We start from the raw sequence: 15,925 nt of genomic DNA on the forward strand, positions 1-15,925 counted from the left end.
CGACTCGGAGTGGGGACACCGAGCGTTTTCCAGAGACAACGAGACGGAAACGAATCGTGGACGCGATCTCGAATGCGTCATTCAATGAATGGTATCAGAAAGAGCAATTTACTGAGAATATTCTTGAGGGGCGTCCGTATTTCAACGGTGCGTCACCACCACCTGAAGCTGCGAAGCACTCTCCGAGTAAGTTGTTGCAGTGCCATCGGAGAGTTCAGTATTACGCGGAGAACGCACCGCAGGAAGGAGACTCTCCACAGGGGCTGTTCTGGGTTGGGTCGAAGTTCGAGGAAGAGATCGTTGTTCCGTACTTCTTGGATAAAGTCACCACTGAGAATACGTACGTTCGGAACTCGATGTGGATCGACACCACCCTCGGTGAAGCGCCGGAAGTTCGCGTGAAGGGCGTTACTGACCCGGCGATTGTGGACGCTGACGGTGATCCGATTCTGGTGACAGAAATAAAGACGACGTCATCACTGGAGTATCTGGATGGGCCGAAGACCCATCACAAAGCTCAGCTCCACGCATACCTGTACGCACTGGATGAAGCTTATGACCGGAGCATTACTGACGGGGTTCTTCTGTACGGCGGGCGCGATACACTGGACATCAGAGCCTTCCATATTCCCTTTGACAACCAGTTCTGGCACGACACGGTCGTGCCCTGGATGCAGACGCAAACGCAGCACCGGCAGCGTGACGAGCTCCCACCAGCAGACCCTGTATTCGACTGGGAGTGCGATATGTGCCCGTTCAAGAACCGGTGTGGGCAGACAGACGCTCCGTATAGTGACTCCGGATTCTCAGGATTACTCCCTGGGTTCGACGAATACCGGAAGCAACAGTTAGTGGAGTACTTTGATGCGTACCCAGACGCGAAGCTGACTCCGACTCTTGCTGGAGGCTTCCCAGAACTTGCAGAAGAACAGGGTGTCTACGAGTGGATGTGTCGCTCCTGTGGTGCCACGTATTCGTGGTGTGAGGTGGACGCAGAGTCCGCTTCACCGTTGTGTGATGAGTGTGCAGCGGAGGGAGAATTGTGTACGCTGGTAGTACCGGGCCCAGATGAACAAATTCGGCTGAGTGATTAGTTGGAGCGGTCGGTGTCTTTTGGACGTTCCATGTGCTCGGAGTAGTCCGTCTCCCCATCGTAACCTGTTACGTCATCCGTCTTTAGCTAATCCGAGAACCACGTGACAGCAGCGGCTTATCGAGACTTCTTTTCGAGAGGAGTGAGGAGGCGACGGCTGTGCACACCAAAGCCTCCTCATCGAGAATCATGCGTCGGCTCACTACACTGTTTCCCTCCGAGTTCCTCGAAGAGCACGCCGAGGAACTCGGCGTGGTCGAGCGAGAGGGCAAGCTTCAGGTTCCTGTCCTCGTGTGGACGCTCGTGTTCGGCTTCGCCGCAGGCGAGAGCCGAACACTCGCTGGCTTCAGACGCAGCTACAACTCGACAGCCGACGAGACGATCTCTCCCGGTGGCTTCTATCACCGGTTGACGCCGACGCTCGCGGAGTACCTCCGCGACCTCGTCGAGCACGGTCTCGACGAGGTCGCTGTACCCGACGCTGTTGACGCTGATATCGACCGATTTAGGGACGTGATGATCGCTGATGGAACCGTGTTGCGGTTGCACGAGTTCCTCTCTGATGAGTTCCAGGCACGTCACGAGGAGCAGGCTGGAGCGAAGCTCCACCTGCTCCACAATGCTACCGACAAGACGATTGAACGACTCGACGTGACTGACGAGAAAACACACGACAGCACGCTGTTCAAGACGGGTTCGTGGCTGCACGGACGGCTAGTTTTGCTCGATCTGGCGTACTTCAAGTACCGCCGGTTCGCGTTGATCGATGAGAACGACGGCCACTTCGTGAGTCGGCTGAAGAAGAGCGCGAATCCAGTGGTAACGGAGGAGTTACGGGAATGGCGCGGGCGCGCCATTCCCTTGGAGGGCAAGCAGATTCAGGATGTAATCGATGATATCTCGCGGAAGTACATCGACGTGGAGGTCGAAGCGGAGTTCAAACGAGGTCAGTACGAAGGGACGCGTTCGCTGGACACGAAGCGGTTCCGCGTCGTCGGCGTCCGTGACGAGGACGCCGACAACTACCATCTGTACATCACGAACTTGCCACGAGACGAGTTCTTCCCGGCGGATCTAGCAACGCTGTATCGGTGTCGATGGGAGGTAGAAACATTGTTTCGTGAACTGAAGACGCAGTACGAGTTGGACGAGTTCGACACAAGCGACCCGGATGTGGTGAAAATTCTGCTGTATGCGGCGTTGCTGTCACTGCTGGTGAGTCGTGAGCTGTTGGATCTAGTCACCGAGCAGGCCGACGATGAGATCGTGTTTCCGCCGGAACGCTGGGCGGCGACCTTCCGGTCGCACGCCCAGCTCATCCTCCACGAACTCGGTGAGTTCCTCGGTTACTCGCCACCGCCGTTGCTGGAGCGATTGATCGAGGACGCTCAGAAGATTCACCAGCAACGACCGATCCTTCAAGAGACGCTCGCTACCGCTACACAACCGAGGTGTGTGTCTTAGCTAAAGACGAATGTTCTCTGTAGTTAGGTCGGCAAGGTCTTGGTATGAGAGATACAACGTCTCGTCCAACGAAGCATTCTGAAGAGTCTCTAAATCCTTTACTGCGGGCCAAATGTGAGCACCTTGATCGTCTTCAGAGTGCGACCTAGTCAGCAAGACGACCATATATCGAGGTTCAACGTCCTCGAAAATCCAGCCACCCTGATTGCGTGCCTGAAGAACCGATAGCTTCCCGTCATCGAGTAGGGCTTGCCGCAGTTGCTTCCAACCCGAGAGAACCAAACACTGCCGGGGCAGTACGTACCCTAATTCTCCAGATGGTTTCTGAAGCGATAGGGCGCGCTCCACGAACAACTTGGAGTAGTCATAGTGCCCACGACCTTGCTTGTCGTAGGCCTCGCCGACATAGTCCTGATACTGCTCGCGCTGCTGCTGTTCCCGCTCCTCAACTTCAGCCTCCTGTGGATACTGCTCTCGTAGCTCTTCGATTCGATCGTCCCGCTTTGTTTTGGGAAGTGAGTTGAGACCTGGGTGTCGCGTCACCCAGAACTGCTGCTCTTCGAACAGCACTTTGTCCCATGGTGGGTTCCCGACAATCACGTCGAATCCGCCCTCGTCTCCAGCGAACACTTCAGGGAACGTTACCGGGAAGTGGACTGGGTCCATCGACCCGAGTGTTTCTTGAGCCGCTTCGTAACTGCTCAGTTGGGTCAGGTTATCGATGCTACGATCACTGACGACGTTGACGTTGATGTCGTCGTTAATGCGCGAAGCTGTGAGAATATCACAGGCTGCTTTCGCTCCCCGAAGTTCAGACTCGATCTCGTCACGAGTCTGCCTTGCTTCTTGCACTTGCTCAGCACTCAGGTCGGCAAACTGCCCGATATTTTTGACTTCGTTCTGAATCTCTTCTAACGTTCCCTGCTCGTCACTAATGAAGGAGTTCAGGAGTGACTGCCCGTCTTCACGGCCCAGTATCTCGTTCGCCTCACTCAAGCGTCCAATCCCCACGAGGCTGTCACCCGACCGAAGGTTGTAGTCAAGGAAGGTGAGCGGGAGCCCAGGGACGAAGGTGTGGACCCAAAGCGACAGCCGTGCCAGCTCGGCTGCCTCTGAGTTAAGGTCGACACCGTATACGCACCGACGAGCGACCTGACGTCGTAGCAGTTGCCCACGTTCGATGTCAGGAGCGGCCTGCTCACTCTCGAAGGCATCCTGTGCCGCTTCCTCCAAGCGATCTAACTCATCCTCGACTTCAGGGAGCGTTCGCTCAGCCAGATACGAGTAGAGTCGGTTCTCAATACGGTCTACAGCACTAACCAAGAAATGTCCCGACCCCATCGCGACGTCAGCGACTCGAATGTCGAAGAAATTCTCGGCAGCTTCGTGGTCGCTCATTTCGTCAAGACGCTCAATATGCTCGTCGAGAGCGGGTTCGAGTGAGTAGTCCAGAAGGTGTTCGACGAATTCGGTCTTTGTGTAGTATGTACCAGTAGATTTCCGTTCCCCAGACTGACCGTGGAGATAGACTTCCCCTTCTTGAACGACTACGTCTTCTTCCGAATCGACGGGGAGGTAGTGACCGTCGTCGTCGATTCCGAGTGAATCTTCGGCTAAGGATAGTTCTGACTCCAGTAGCCCCTCGTAGATAACACCGAACTCCCGAACGCCTATGTTCCGGAAGTCAACAGGACCCCGAGACTCACCACCAGGTATCTCGTCAATCAAAAGGTTGGCCAGAACGGGGCCAAACTGATCGTCAGTTAGTTCAATTTCAGCAAGTTTGCCTCCTGCTTCGGACACGTTCGAGTCCGACGAGAGTAAGCTCCCATCGTACTCGGGTAGCCCCCACTCTGCGTGACCATCGTGAATGGCTTCGATGAGTTCCATGACATCGTCCCAGTGGGTCGTTGAATTATCGTCGAAATCGACCCCTTCCTCCACCAGCTCGTGCAGTTCATGTGCCTTCGACTTCAGCGACCGCCGTTCATAGCGAGGATTATGCCGGGGTAGGAACCCTTCGTCCTCTGCATACGCCACGAAGAGCAGGCGATATAGTTGCACGAGAGCCATCTGATAGGTCTCGTCAAGCTCCTCTTTCGTGGGTTCGTCAAGGTCTCTTGCGTCTGCGATCGCTTCCGCCAAGTCCGGAACGACATCGTTGTAAATGCGCTTTCGAAGGCGGTCACCCAGTGAGGTGGCGTAGTCCTTCGAATCCGCGATGATCTCGTGCAGCGAACCTTCGTCTTGGAGTGCACTTGACGAGAACAGCAACGGCAGGTAGCCGGCTTTGTCGTCAGTAAGGAGGTCGGTATTGACCTCAACAAAGGTGTCTGTCCGGCCACGAGAGCCGAACCCCGCATCTGGGTTCGTGGTGTACAGTCGGAGACGGCTCTCTGAACTGGCGATGACGTAGTCCAGGTTCTTTTTGTCTGCTTCGCTGAGCGCATACGAAACCGGCGTCTGACCAGTGAAGCGATCCTGGGCGTGGTCAAAGGACTCGTCTTCGTTCAGGAAGACGGCAACCGCCTGTTCTCGCCCGTCGCTCGTGTCTTTGAGGATATAACTGTGGTCTTGGAGACGCTCAATCTCGTACCCAAGACCCTCAACCAAGTCACGACCTTCCTCATCCAGCAGTCCTTCAGCCTGGCCGACTGCGTCACCCCAGTCGTCTCGCTCAGGAACGCCGTTTTTTAGCTCATGGGTCGAGAGAAGCCCCTGGTTCCGAAGGCCGACCAGCTCTTCGTCAATCTGGACGAAGACGTCACTGAGGAAGCGTTGTGCAGCGTGATGGTCGGGCCGATCGAGTGCTGACTCACAGATTCTCTCGACCTGCGAGGGCTCGAGATCACGCTTGACGTCAGGATCCTCTCCCGCAGGGCCGATGATGTCGACTGTCTGGCTGCCATCTCGAAGCACGACAACCAGGATCGGGTTGATGCGCTGGTTCCGGCGGTCCGTGTAGAGTCGCTGAAGCCAGCTCTTCTGGGGCCGTTCGTCACGTTCTGTGACGACGATTTCGAGGCCGTTGGATCCTTCTCCAAGATAAAGGTCACAGTCGGTACCCACGCGGTCCGATGTCCACGGGCGTGGTGTTTCCGACTCAAGGAAATCGACAGGCATTGACACGACCTTTTCCCCGTCGCCGTATTATTCTTTTCCAGTAACTTGTGGTAGAGCACTTGACCTGAGTTTGAAAATCAACATACGGCTCGGCGGCCACCACTCGGTCAGAGAATCCGATCTCGAGGGGGGCGTGGTTGCTGCTGCGCGATTGCGCGTTCCCGCTCTGCTTTGAGTTCTTCCAGCTCGTGGTCGGTCATTCGCGCGTGATTGTATTCGATATGCCAATCAAGCGGGTTGTGAGTGCTGTTATCGCACGAATGGCATCGCACAATCTGCCGATACTGGTCGGGGTCGACCAGCTCTGTGTCTTCGGCGCCGCACTCGGGACAGCGTAGTTCTCGGCTCATTGCATCTTGAAATCGGCCAATCGCTTGTATAAACGACCGGGGCAGATTAGCTAGTCTTCCTCGGGGAGTAACGACCACCTTGTGACGTGGCGAATAGTGTGGGTTAGATGAGGTAGTAAGGGGAGGATTTCCGCGAACACTTCGACGGTGGTGGCAGCTATATCGCCCACCGGTGTCTATGTGAATAGACTGACATCCAAGCCGTTATTTGCTAGCAACAACCAATCCTCCTCGCTGCATGACTGACGAAACACCCCTCGGTCCGAACGGGTTCGACGAGGACGCCGCGAGCAATGATGACGACGAGACAATCACTACCAACGAAAACGACAGAGATGCCTCACCACCAGCGGGGAAAGAAGAGCTGGAAGATGCACTGGAGGCAAAACGCAATCGAGATATGAGCGACCGTATCGGGCCAACCAATCCCGGGCACCGAACACAGCATGGCGTGTCTGTGAGTGGACGCATGAATCCAGATCAGCTGGGACTCAGAGTGGCACCCGATCACGACCAAATCGTCGCAACCATCGACATCGGGACAGTGTCCATCCGCTACCCAATAGCCAGTGACGAGGCCCAACGGCTACACCACAGTCTCGAGAGAGCGATAGACGAGATCGGTGACTAATCTCGTTAGACATACGTTGAGGCTAATGAGCAATCAGGCGCGCTGCCGGGCGCGCCTAAGCCCCGGCTGGCCAATGTATCAAAATGGCCGAGAAATCCCAACGATAGCCTCAACGGCGAATAAGTAGGGGATCTTGTGGACGCACCCTTTTACGCACATTGCACCACGCCCCCACTATTACGGCCTCAAGAGTTTCTATATCTTCTCTAAGCACCAGAAAAACTGCCCCGTAAAATCGGCTTTGTGGTGCATGCACCACACTACAATCTGACAATATCGTATTAAAACCCGCCAGTAGTGACGGTAAATCCACTATCCACCCCGCAGAGATGCACCAAATAAGAGCCTCTTGCACCACGTGCACCAGTCGCTTAAATGAGCTAAACCGAACCACCGAACATGACGAACCAGCCTCTCAAGCCCTCACAGACCGAACCTGAAGAATACCACGTTGAGCTTGGAGACATATCGCTAGCAGACATCGCCGACGAGTTTGCCGACCTCGAACGCGTCATGTACGACGGTCGACTCACGGCCGACGAAGTGGCGCGCCTACGAGAGGCCGCAACCGCTGCACTCGCCGTTCTAGCCGACTATGACGCAGGGGTATGCGTCCGAAACGACGGGACGCGATCGCAAGGACGTGTGTCATTCGGCCGTGCTCTTGAGCATGAGGAGGGTATCGCGCTTTTCGTGCTCGCCGAGGACCTGCCTGGTATCGCCGATGACTATCGCGAGTGGAAGCAAGCCACGGGAGAGGATAACGAATGAGCCTGTTCAGCAGCAACCGTGCCGATTCTCCCACCGGTGACGATAGCGAAGAGGAGGAAGACACCGAGGCAAGCGACGAAGAGCGAGACGTGGAACTGACCGAGCCCGCGAAACCAACGAGTAGTAGCGATACCAAGACCGACGCAACGCCCCCGAACGACAACGAGGTGCACAACACCACCAAAGAAGAGGAAGAGAAACGTCTCTCGGACGCTGTGAAGCGGGAAAGGGATTCCCCCGATGTGGACGCCGTCGTTAAGGCCATCGAACAGACTCGAAAAAGAGATCGCCTCAACGACATCGACCGCGAAAATGAAACCATGCAAGGGGTGGATGATCCGGCAGACAGCGCACTCGAACCGGATCATAACGACGTCCCACGCCGCGGCCATCTCAGCCCGGAACTGCGCGCTGGCATCGACGCGGTCGCCGACAGCTCTATGACCGACCTCGAACGCAACGAAATCGAAGACGCCGCGCGCCGACTCGCAGCCGCCGACATCAAAACTATCGCCGACAGGAGTGATTATGCTCGGCTTCTGGGTTGCCGTGACCATGCCGGTCTACGACTATGGGCTATTCCCACCCGCGAGCTTCAGATGCTGGCCGACGACCGTATGTTCTCGAATGAACGACGTGCTGTTCGGCTCGCGCATGAATATGGTGCAGAGCGCGCACTGGAAAAGCGCGACACACCAAACTGGCGCGATGTCGCCGGGTGCGATGCTGACGCACTCGCGACGATCCTATCCACAGAAGGGTGGACTGTCCTCTTCAATCACTAATCTCCTACTTTTCGGCACGTAAAGTGCGTCGTCGACACCATACCACGGGAGTAGTTGTAGGAGCGGGGCCGCCGCGCCACCACCAGAGAATCGAGATGACCGTGCTTTCGCCGTAACGAAGTGTCTCATTTCCGAGGTAGACACAGCCAGCTCGTGTGTCCACCTGTGTGCCGGGTGTGTCCACCGGGTACACACAGGCGTTCGGTACTCTCACCCCGGTAACGGGACTGCTCTTAGGGGGTGTGTGTACTGTGTGTACCTTACGCCGGGAAAATTTGTTAGGGAGGCGGATTGTGTGAGTATGTCCCTAAGCAGTAGTAGAGAAAGAGAAACAGCCACAAGTACACTAGGTACACACGCCCCTCGAATCTGTAAGGGAGATGCGCGATACCCCTCGAAAAGGTGTGTGTACCCAGTGGACACACCCGATACACAGCAGGTACACACGCCACGGCCGGCACGCACGATCCGACCGCGAATGCTCCCGTCGACTCTCTCGGGTGATGGCGATCTGGGGCCGCGGCCGCGCCGCTGGTGGTGTGAAAGGGCTGAGTCTTAAGTCAGTGTACTCGGCTACAATCTTGCGCCGACAAGAGAACGGGTGCGATCCACTTTTCGCCCGGACCGTCCCAGCGGTCCGGTTGGATGTTCTCGGTATGCTTACTTAATCGACCGGGTAGTTGTGGGCATAATTGGTGTGAATAAATCTCACGAGATCACCCTGCGCGAGATTTGACCTAACCCCTTTATTAGCCGCGGTACAACGTAGAGGTAAGCACTCACCTTCTCTGTCCGAAAATCCGCGCGGGCGTCCCAGCGCCCCGCGGATGGTGGGTGCGATCCACGCTCGCACCATGAATAAGAACGAGGTGTCGGGTGATAAAAACCCCGACAACGACAGTGACGCAGCGCCCGCCAGCGACGCCGCTGGCGAAGCAAGCCCCGAAGAAGAGGTCGGGCCAGCCGGCGAGGACGAAGCGATCGTCAATTCCACTGACACCAGTAGCAGCGACGAAGAAGATGACGTCGATCGGTACTCTGCCGAGGAAGTCGACGACCCCGCGCTCGTCGGCGAACCTAAGAACACGGTTGGATTCGACCTGAGGGATCTGTCGGACGCTCCCGAAGATGAAATCAACGCGTGCGAAACGATCCTCGAAATTGCTGACGACCTCAGCGACGAAGACGATGAAATCGCCGCGTTCGATCTTGAGGAAGCGGTCGAGGAACTCGACCAGGGGCTCGCCATCGACGTCGAGGAATGGATGGACCGCGCCGAGCGCGCCGACGCAATCGAAGTGAGTGACGCCAACGTCGTCACCGTCATCGCCCCGTCGACGCCCGCGAGCACGATCGCCGAGTCGTGGGACATGACCGAGCCCCCGCGGCGGGAGATGTCCGACGAGGAAGCGGCCGAAGCACTCGCTGAGCGCAAGGACTGGCACGACGTCGCGGCGGAATACGAGCGCGACGAGTCGACTGTGAAGGAAGCCCGCCAGGTTGCCTACAGGTATCTGCGCGGGGAGCACGACTGGATGCTGTCCAATATCGGCGAGGACAGAGACACGCCGAGTCTCTGGTGGTACGACCCCAGCACGGGCAAGTGGGAGTCGAACGGCACGCACCACGCCAAGCGGCTGCTTGGCGACGGTCTCGGCGAACACTACGGGCAGAAAGAAGGCAAGGAAATTGTGGAGAAACTGCGGCTGTCCGCGCCGGTCGTCGACGAAACCGAACTGAACGGCGCCGCCAAGGACGACCCCTATGTGCTCGTCGACAACGGCGTCGTGAACATGCGTACGCTGGACCTCGAACCGTTCGACCCTGAATACCGGTTCACGTGGGGTCTGACAGACATCGAATTCGACAAGGACGCGACGCCTGAGGCGATCCTGCGGTTCATGCGCGACGTGGTCGACCGCGACGACGACCTGTGGGCGCTCCTTCAGGGAGTCGCCGAGGGGCTGATGCCGTGGCGAGTCGACTCAGCGTTCTTCATGCTGTTCGGGAACGGCCGGAACGGGAAGAGCAAACTGAGCAAACTGTTCCGCGAGAAGCTGCTGAGCCCGGACATCACGTCCGGCGTTGGTCTCGATCAAATCGCGGGCGAAGACAGCTTCTCCAGCGGCCAACTCCAAGACAGCCGGCTGAACATCGGCCCGGAAGCCGGCCACGCCACGATCCAGCACACCAGCGAGCTCAAGGAATACACTGGTGGTGACCTCGGCCTGGCCAACAGCAAGTACGAGAAGCTTGAGGACTTCCGGTTCCAGGGCGGCATGATTTTCACCGGGAACTCGGCGCCGCCGTTCGGCGAGCAGAAGCACGCCATCGAGGACCGGCTGTACCCGGTGCCCGCGACATCGCGGTTCACAAGCGACCCGGACGACGGCAACCCCGACAAGGTGGCGAACATCGTGGAGAAAATCGCCACCGAAGAAGAGATCGAGGGGCTGCTGGCGTTGGTGCTGCACGCCGGCCAAGACCTCATCGAGAACGGCGAGATTGTCCATCCGGAGAGTGCGAGCGAGCGCATGGAGCGCTACGACAGCTACGCAGACACGTTCAAGCGCTTCAAGCATGAGCTGGTCGAGGACGTCGAGATGGACCCGGAGAACGAGGTCAAGCCGGACGACGCGCTCGCAGTGTACCAGCGGATGGTCGACGCCATGGATGAGCGCATGACGATGCAACCGCAGACGTTCAAGCGGAAGATGCGGAACTCGACTGACATCCGGCTGCAAAAGGTTCAGAGCCGGCCGTTCGCGCGCCGGCACGGCACCGACGCGAAGCAGCCGACGGTGTGGCGCGGCCTGCGGTTCGCCGAGAGCGCGGTCGGGCACATGCCGGCAGACATCGCCGCGCGCTACGAAGTCGGCGAGTACGAAATCCCGGACGCCGAGGACGACGAGGAAGCAGGAAGCACCACCAGCGACGTCGAGGAAGAAGGAAGCGACCTGGTGGAACTCGACGCGGTCGAAGTCGGCATGAAGGACGTCGACATCGCCGCGCCAATCATGGGGACGACGGACGCGCCGGACTGGGGGCCGGCCGAGAAGGAAGGTCGCATCGACGACGGCGGTAGCGGAGTGCAGATGGAGACGCACTACTGCTCGCCCGACCTCGAAGCCGGGGAGACGTACATCCTGCGTAACGTGGAAGTGCAGGAGCGGAACGGCATGGACACGGTCGTCATAACGCCCGGAACGACAGTCGAGCACATCGACGTCGACGGCGAGCAGGACAATCTCGACATGGACGACGGCGACGAGGACGACGACCCGGACGGTGGCGACGACAACGAGGAAGAGGGAAGCGAAACCACCAGCAGCGACGAGGAGGAAGCGCCGAGCGACGACGAGAAGGCAAAGGTAGCTGTCATTGAACTCCTCGAAGAGTACCGCGGAAAGGCTGCCCCGAGCTACGTGAACCGGACCATCGCAGGAAAGGACGGTCTGACGGTCGACCACGTTGAGGGTGCGGTCGACGAGCTCGAAGCGGTCGGGCGTGTCACTGTTGATGGTGGTTACGTCAAACTCACCGACAGCGACGGCGACGACGACGAAATCCCGCAGAAGGACGTCGTCGACGCGATCATGAAGAACGTCGAAAGCGCGTCGACGGAGGAAGCGACGGTCAAAGGTCGTGTGAGCGCGCAACTCGACGCGGACCCGGCGACAGTCGAGGCCGTGATGGACAGACTGGTGACGCGCGGTGACATCATCCGCGAGGGACAGGAGGTGCGTCTGGCATGAGCAGTAGCAGCCAGCAGCCCGCTGGTGGTGGCGCGGGCGCGCCGACGACGCCGGAAAGCCGCGGCCAGCAGCTGACGCACTCTAACGCCTGCTGGATGAGCTCGCACGCGAAGGTCCTCGAGGACCACCTGCCGGCGCCGGGCGCGTCGTGGAGGTGGAGCGATTCCGGCCTGTCGCGCGGCATCCTGTGTGACCTGCGCAACCGTGGGCTGATCGAGCAACACGAGGACGGGTGGCGGACGACCCGACGAGCGTGGGATGCGCTCGACCGGTACTGTTCGATCAGCGAGGACGACTGCGGTGAGATCGTCGGCCAGCAAGAACTCGAAGCGTATGTCCAGGAAGCTTCGAAGAAGCGATGATGCGGTACTGCCCAGACTGTGGCGGCCGCATCGAAACGACAACTTCACGCGGCGGGCTCCCGCGGCGAGAATGTCGCGTGTGCGACTGGGGTGGGTGAGACGCGCGCCCGCGCCACTGATGGTGGCGACACTTTCGCCCTGGTAGCTCTAGGCCGAATCGTGCGACGGCGTGAACGCCCATATGCGCTGCAATTGAACTCTCACCGCGGAAGTGGTGACTAGACCCCCCGAACCCGGGGTTATATGGCGATTTGGGTCGACTCCAGAAGTGGTGTGAGGTAAAGTGGGCCGGCGCGAATTCGAATCGCGGTTACGGCCACCCGAAGGCCGAAGGATACCAGGCTACCCCACCGGCCCGTGCGATAGCACGTGAACGAACGCGAGGGCGATTTTTAACCCTTCCGGAACGCCGAGGCGTCTGCGAATCACCGACAGGCCCCGACCGAGTTCGACAGAAGATATTTAACTGAGGCAAGTTACTCACGAGTTGAGTAACTATGACCATCCTCGTCACCGGGGCAGACGGCTACATCGGCTGGCCCACCGCGCTGCGCATCGCGAACCGAACCGACGACCGCGTCCTCCTCGTGGACAACTTCGCCCGCCGTGAGTGGGTCGAGGAGGTCGGCGCGACCAGCGCCACACCGGTCGCGTCCATCGACCAGCGCATCGCCGCCGCCGAGGAGACGCTGGGTATCAACAACATGTCCTTCGTCGAGGGTGACCTAACCGACCGCGCCGTCGTGGACGAACTCCTGCAGGTCCACGAACCGGACACCGTCGTCCACGCGGCCGCCCAGCCCTCCGCGCCGTACTCCCAGATAAACGGCGAGCGGGCCAACTACACCCAGCACAACAACATGCAGGCCACGCGCAACCTGCTGTGGGGCCTCGAAGAGCACGACATGACCGACACCCACTTCGTCGAGACGACGACGACCGGCGTCTACGGCGCGCCGGAGTTCCCCATCCCCGAGGGCGGCGCGACGATGGAGAATCAGGGCGAGGCCGACGACGTGCCGTTCCCGGCGATGGCCGGGAGCTGGTACCACCTGACGAAGGCCCACGACGCCGCGAACCTGCGGCTGGCTCACAAGCAGTTCGACATCCCCATCTCGGACGTGCGGACGGCCATCACGTACGGCACCGAGACCGAGGAGACCCGGGAGGACGACCGGCTCAAGACCCGCTTCGACTTCGACTACTACTTCGGGACCGTCGGCCATCGCTTCTGCGCGCAGGCCGTCGCCGGCTACCCCGTCACCGTCTACGGCAAGGGCGAACAGCGCAAGCCGTTCGTCTCGCTGGAGGACGCCGTCGAAGGCCTCGCGCAGTTGGCGCTCGAAGACGCCGACGAGCGACCCGACGGGCTGACCGTCTACAATCAGGTCACGCGCGCCATCTCCATCGTCGAAATCGCCGAGACCATCGCCGAAGTGGGGAGCGAGTTCGAGTTGGACGTCGACGTCGAGCACTTCGAGAACCCGCGCGACGAGGACGAGACCCACAAGATGGAGATAGAGAACGCGCGCTACGACGACCTCATCGGCGGGCAGGCCCAGACCTTCGAGGAAGGGGTCGAGGACATCTTCGAGACGCTGACCCGCTACACCGAGACCATCGAGGCCCACGAGGACCGCTTCCTGCCGGGCGTGCTCGAAGACGACGAATGACATCCGACGTCCTCGTCACGGGCGGGTGTGGCTACATCGGGAGCGACCTGATTCCGCGCCTGCAGGCCGACGACCGGGTGGGAGAGGTCGTCGTCCTCGATAGCCTCGCCTCCGGGTCGCCCCGGGCGCTGATGGGGGCCGTCGACGGCAGTCTGGAGTTCCGCCGCGGCGACGTCCGCGAGTACGGCGACGTCGAGAGCGCCATGCGCGGCGTCGACACCGTCGTCCATCTGGCCGCCATCACCGGCGCGTCCAGCACCCACGACCGCCGCGAGGAGACGGTCGCGGTCAACTACGACGGCACCGAGAACGTGCTGAAGGCCGCCGGGAAGTTGGGCGTCGAGAACGTCGTCTTCGCCTCCTCGTGTAACGTCTACGGGCGGGCGACGAGTACGGACATCGACGAGACGGTCACGCCCGACCCCATCAACCCCTACGCCGAGACGAAACTCGACTCGGAGACCCTGCTACGGGAGTACTGCGAGGAGTTCGGCATGGACGGCACCGCCCTGCGAATGGCGACGAACTTCGGTTACTCGCCGGGCGTCCGGTTCAACCTCGTCGTGAACTACTTCGTGTTCCGGGCGCTCACCGGGCGTACGCTCACCGTCTACGGCGACGGGTCGAACTGGCGGCCGTTCATCCACGTCTCCGACGCCGCTCGCGCCTACAAGCACGCCGCGCTCGAACCGGGCGAATGGGACGAACACGTGTACAACGTCGGGAGTTCCGACGCCAACTACCAGATTTCGGAGATAGCGGGTATCGTGGACGAGGAAGTGGGCGCCGTAGACATCACCTACCTGGAAGACGAACACCCCGGCCCCTCCTACCACGTCGACTTCGGCCGTCTTCGCAGTACTGGATTCGAACCGCAGACCACCCTGCGCGAGGGGATTCGCGACATCGCACGGAGATTCACCGATGCCTGAACGAGCAATAGAGACACCGCACATCGCCATCACGGGCGGGGCCGGCTACATCGGGAGCCGCGTCCTCGTCGAACTGCAGGAACAGCACCCAGACTGGGAACTCACCGCCGTCGACAACTTCTACCGGGGCGACCTCCGGACCGTCGGCGACGTCGACGTCGACCACGTCGACATCCGGAACCGTGACCGACTAGAAAGCGCGCTGGAGGGTGCCGACGTCGTCCTCCATCTGGCCGCGGTGTCGGGCGTCGACGACTGCGACGAGAACCAGGATTTGGCCTACGAGGTCAACGTCCAGGGGACCGACAACGTCGCGTGGTTCTGCCGGAAGACCGGCGCGGCGATGGCGTTCCCGTTCTCGATGGCCGTCATCGGCGACCCACAGGAGTTTCCCATCACCGTCGACCACCGGCGGGGCCCCATCAACTGGTACGGCCGAACGAAACTGCTCTCGGAGCGGTCCATCGACACGTTCGCCGACGGTGCGTTCCCCGCCCACCAGTTCATGATTTCGAACCTCTACGGTGGTCACGAGGTCAACGGAGAGCGCATCTCGAAAGGGACCGTCATCAACTTCTTCCTCGGCCGGGCGCTGGCCGGCGAGACGCTGACCGTGTACGAACCGGGCACGCAGTCCCGGAACTTCGTCCACGTGAAAGACGTCGCCCGGGCCTACGTCCGGAGTGCGGAGCGGCTCGTGGAGCAGCTAGAGGCTGACGAGACCGGCGTCGAGAAGTTCGAGATAGCGAGCGACGAAGACCCGAGCGTCCACGAGGTGGCGAGACTCGTCCGTGACACAGCGGTCGAGTTCGGGTACGACCCCGTGGTGGAACTCGTCGAGAACCCCCGGGCCGGCGAGGAGACGCTCGTCGACGACTTCCCGGTCGACACCACCGCTGCGCGCGAGCACCTCGGCTGGAGCGCCGAACACGACGTGGCCTCGGTCGTCCGGGACGCACTTGCCGACGCAGAATAGGACAGCTATC

The 15,925-nt window shown here is 59.9% G+C and carries 11 protein-coding genes and 1 tRNA gene; 10 read left to right on the forward strand and 2 right to left on the reverse strand.

The window, feature by feature from the left end:
- The first annotated feature begins 56 nt into the window (after nt 1-56).
- The gene (locus Hhyl6_RS10225) at nt 57-1,094 is read left to right on the forward strand and encodes a CRISPR-associated protein Cas4 (RefSeq protein WP_483739089.1); all 1,038 of its coding nucleotides are present in this window, start codon (nt 57-59) and stop codon (nt 1,092-1,094) included.
- 188 nt (nt 1,095-1,282) lie between these two features.
- On the forward strand, nt 1,283-2,557 hold the full coding sequence (locus Hhyl6_RS10230; RefSeq protein WP_483739090.1) for an IS4 family transposase: 1,275 nt from the start codon (nt 1,283-1,285) through the stop codon (nt 2,555-2,557).
- Here the strand turns inward: Hhyl6_RS10230 and Hhyl6_RS10235 are convergent, their stop codons facing one another.
- Entirely contained in the window at nt 2,558-5,680 is a 3,123-nt protein-coding gene (locus Hhyl6_RS10235; RefSeq protein ID WP_483739091.1) for an Eco57I restriction-modification methylase domain-containing protein, read from the reverse strand.
- Between the two features lie 588 nt (nt 5,681-6,268).
- On the opposite strand from Hhyl6_RS10235, the gene Hhyl6_RS10240 reads away from it, so the two are divergent.
- The 5 genes from Hhyl6_RS10240 to Hhyl6_RS10260 all read left to right on the forward strand — a co-directional run bounded on the left by Hhyl6_RS10240 (nt 6,269) and on the right by Hhyl6_RS10260 (nt 12,334).
- The gene (locus tag Hhyl6_RS10240; RefSeq protein WP_483739092.1) at nt 6,269-6,661 is read left to right on the forward strand and encodes a hypothetical protein; all 393 of its coding nucleotides are present in this window, start codon (nt 6,269-6,271) and stop codon (nt 6,659-6,661) included.
- A 399-nt stretch (nt 6,662-7,060) separates the two neighbouring features.
- Entirely contained in the window at nt 7,061-7,432 is a 372-nt protein-coding gene (locus Hhyl6_RS10245) for a hypothetical protein (protein WP_483739093.1), read from the forward strand.
- The gene (locus Hhyl6_RS10250) at nt 7,429-8,217 is read left to right on the forward strand and encodes a hypothetical protein (protein ID WP_483739094.1); all 789 of its coding nucleotides are present in this window, start codon (nt 7,429-7,431) and stop codon (nt 8,215-8,217) included. Before Hhyl6_RS10245 ends, Hhyl6_RS10250 begins: the two co-directional genes overlap by 4 nt.
- An 854-nt stretch (nt 8,218-9,071) precedes the next feature.
- Complete coding sequence (locus Hhyl6_RS10255) at nt 9,072-11,972, forward strand: phage/plasmid primase, P4 family (protein ID WP_483739095.1); 2,901 nt, start codon at nt 9,072-9,074, stop codon at nt 11,970-11,972.
- The gene (locus Hhyl6_RS10260) at nt 11,969-12,334 is read left to right on the forward strand and encodes a hypothetical protein (RefSeq protein ID WP_483739096.1); all 366 of its coding nucleotides are present in this window, start codon (nt 11,969-11,971) and stop codon (nt 12,332-12,334) included. Before Hhyl6_RS10255 ends, Hhyl6_RS10260 begins: the two co-directional genes overlap by 4 nt.
- A 284-nt stretch (nt 12,335-12,618) precedes the next feature.
- Here Hhyl6_RS10260 and Hhyl6_RS10265 read toward each other — a convergent pair.
- A tRNA-Pro gene (locus Hhyl6_RS10265) sits at nt 12,619-12,691 on the reverse strand.
- A 140-nt stretch (nt 12,692-12,831) separates the two neighbouring features.
- Here Hhyl6_RS10265 and Hhyl6_RS10270 point away from each other — a divergent pair.
- Genes Hhyl6_RS10270 through Hhyl6_RS10280 form a run of 3 tightly spaced genes read left to right on the forward strand, consistent with a single transcriptional unit; the run spans nt 12,832 to nt 15,915 of the window.
- Nucleotides 12,832-14,007: an NAD-dependent epimerase/dehydratase family protein gene (locus Hhyl6_RS10270; protein WP_483739097.1), complete on the forward strand. Its 1,176-nt coding sequence runs from the start codon at nt 12,832-12,834 to the stop codon at nt 14,005-14,007.
- Nucleotides 14,004-14,939, forward strand: coding sequence for an NAD-dependent epimerase/dehydratase family protein (locus tag Hhyl6_RS10275; protein ID WP_483739098.1), 936 nt, complete (start codon nt 14,004-14,006; stop codon nt 14,937-14,939). Before Hhyl6_RS10270 ends, Hhyl6_RS10275 begins: the two co-directional genes overlap by 4 nt.
- On the forward strand, nt 14,932-15,915 hold the full coding sequence (locus Hhyl6_RS10280; RefSeq protein WP_483739099.1) for an NAD-dependent epimerase/dehydratase family protein: 984 nt from the start codon (nt 14,932-14,934) through the stop codon (nt 15,913-15,915). Before Hhyl6_RS10275 ends, Hhyl6_RS10280 begins: the two co-directional genes overlap by 8 nt.
- The last annotated feature ends 10 nt before the right edge of the window (nt 15,916-15,925 follow it).

It is taken from the genome of Haloarcula sp. H-hyl6 (assembly GCF_056934455.1).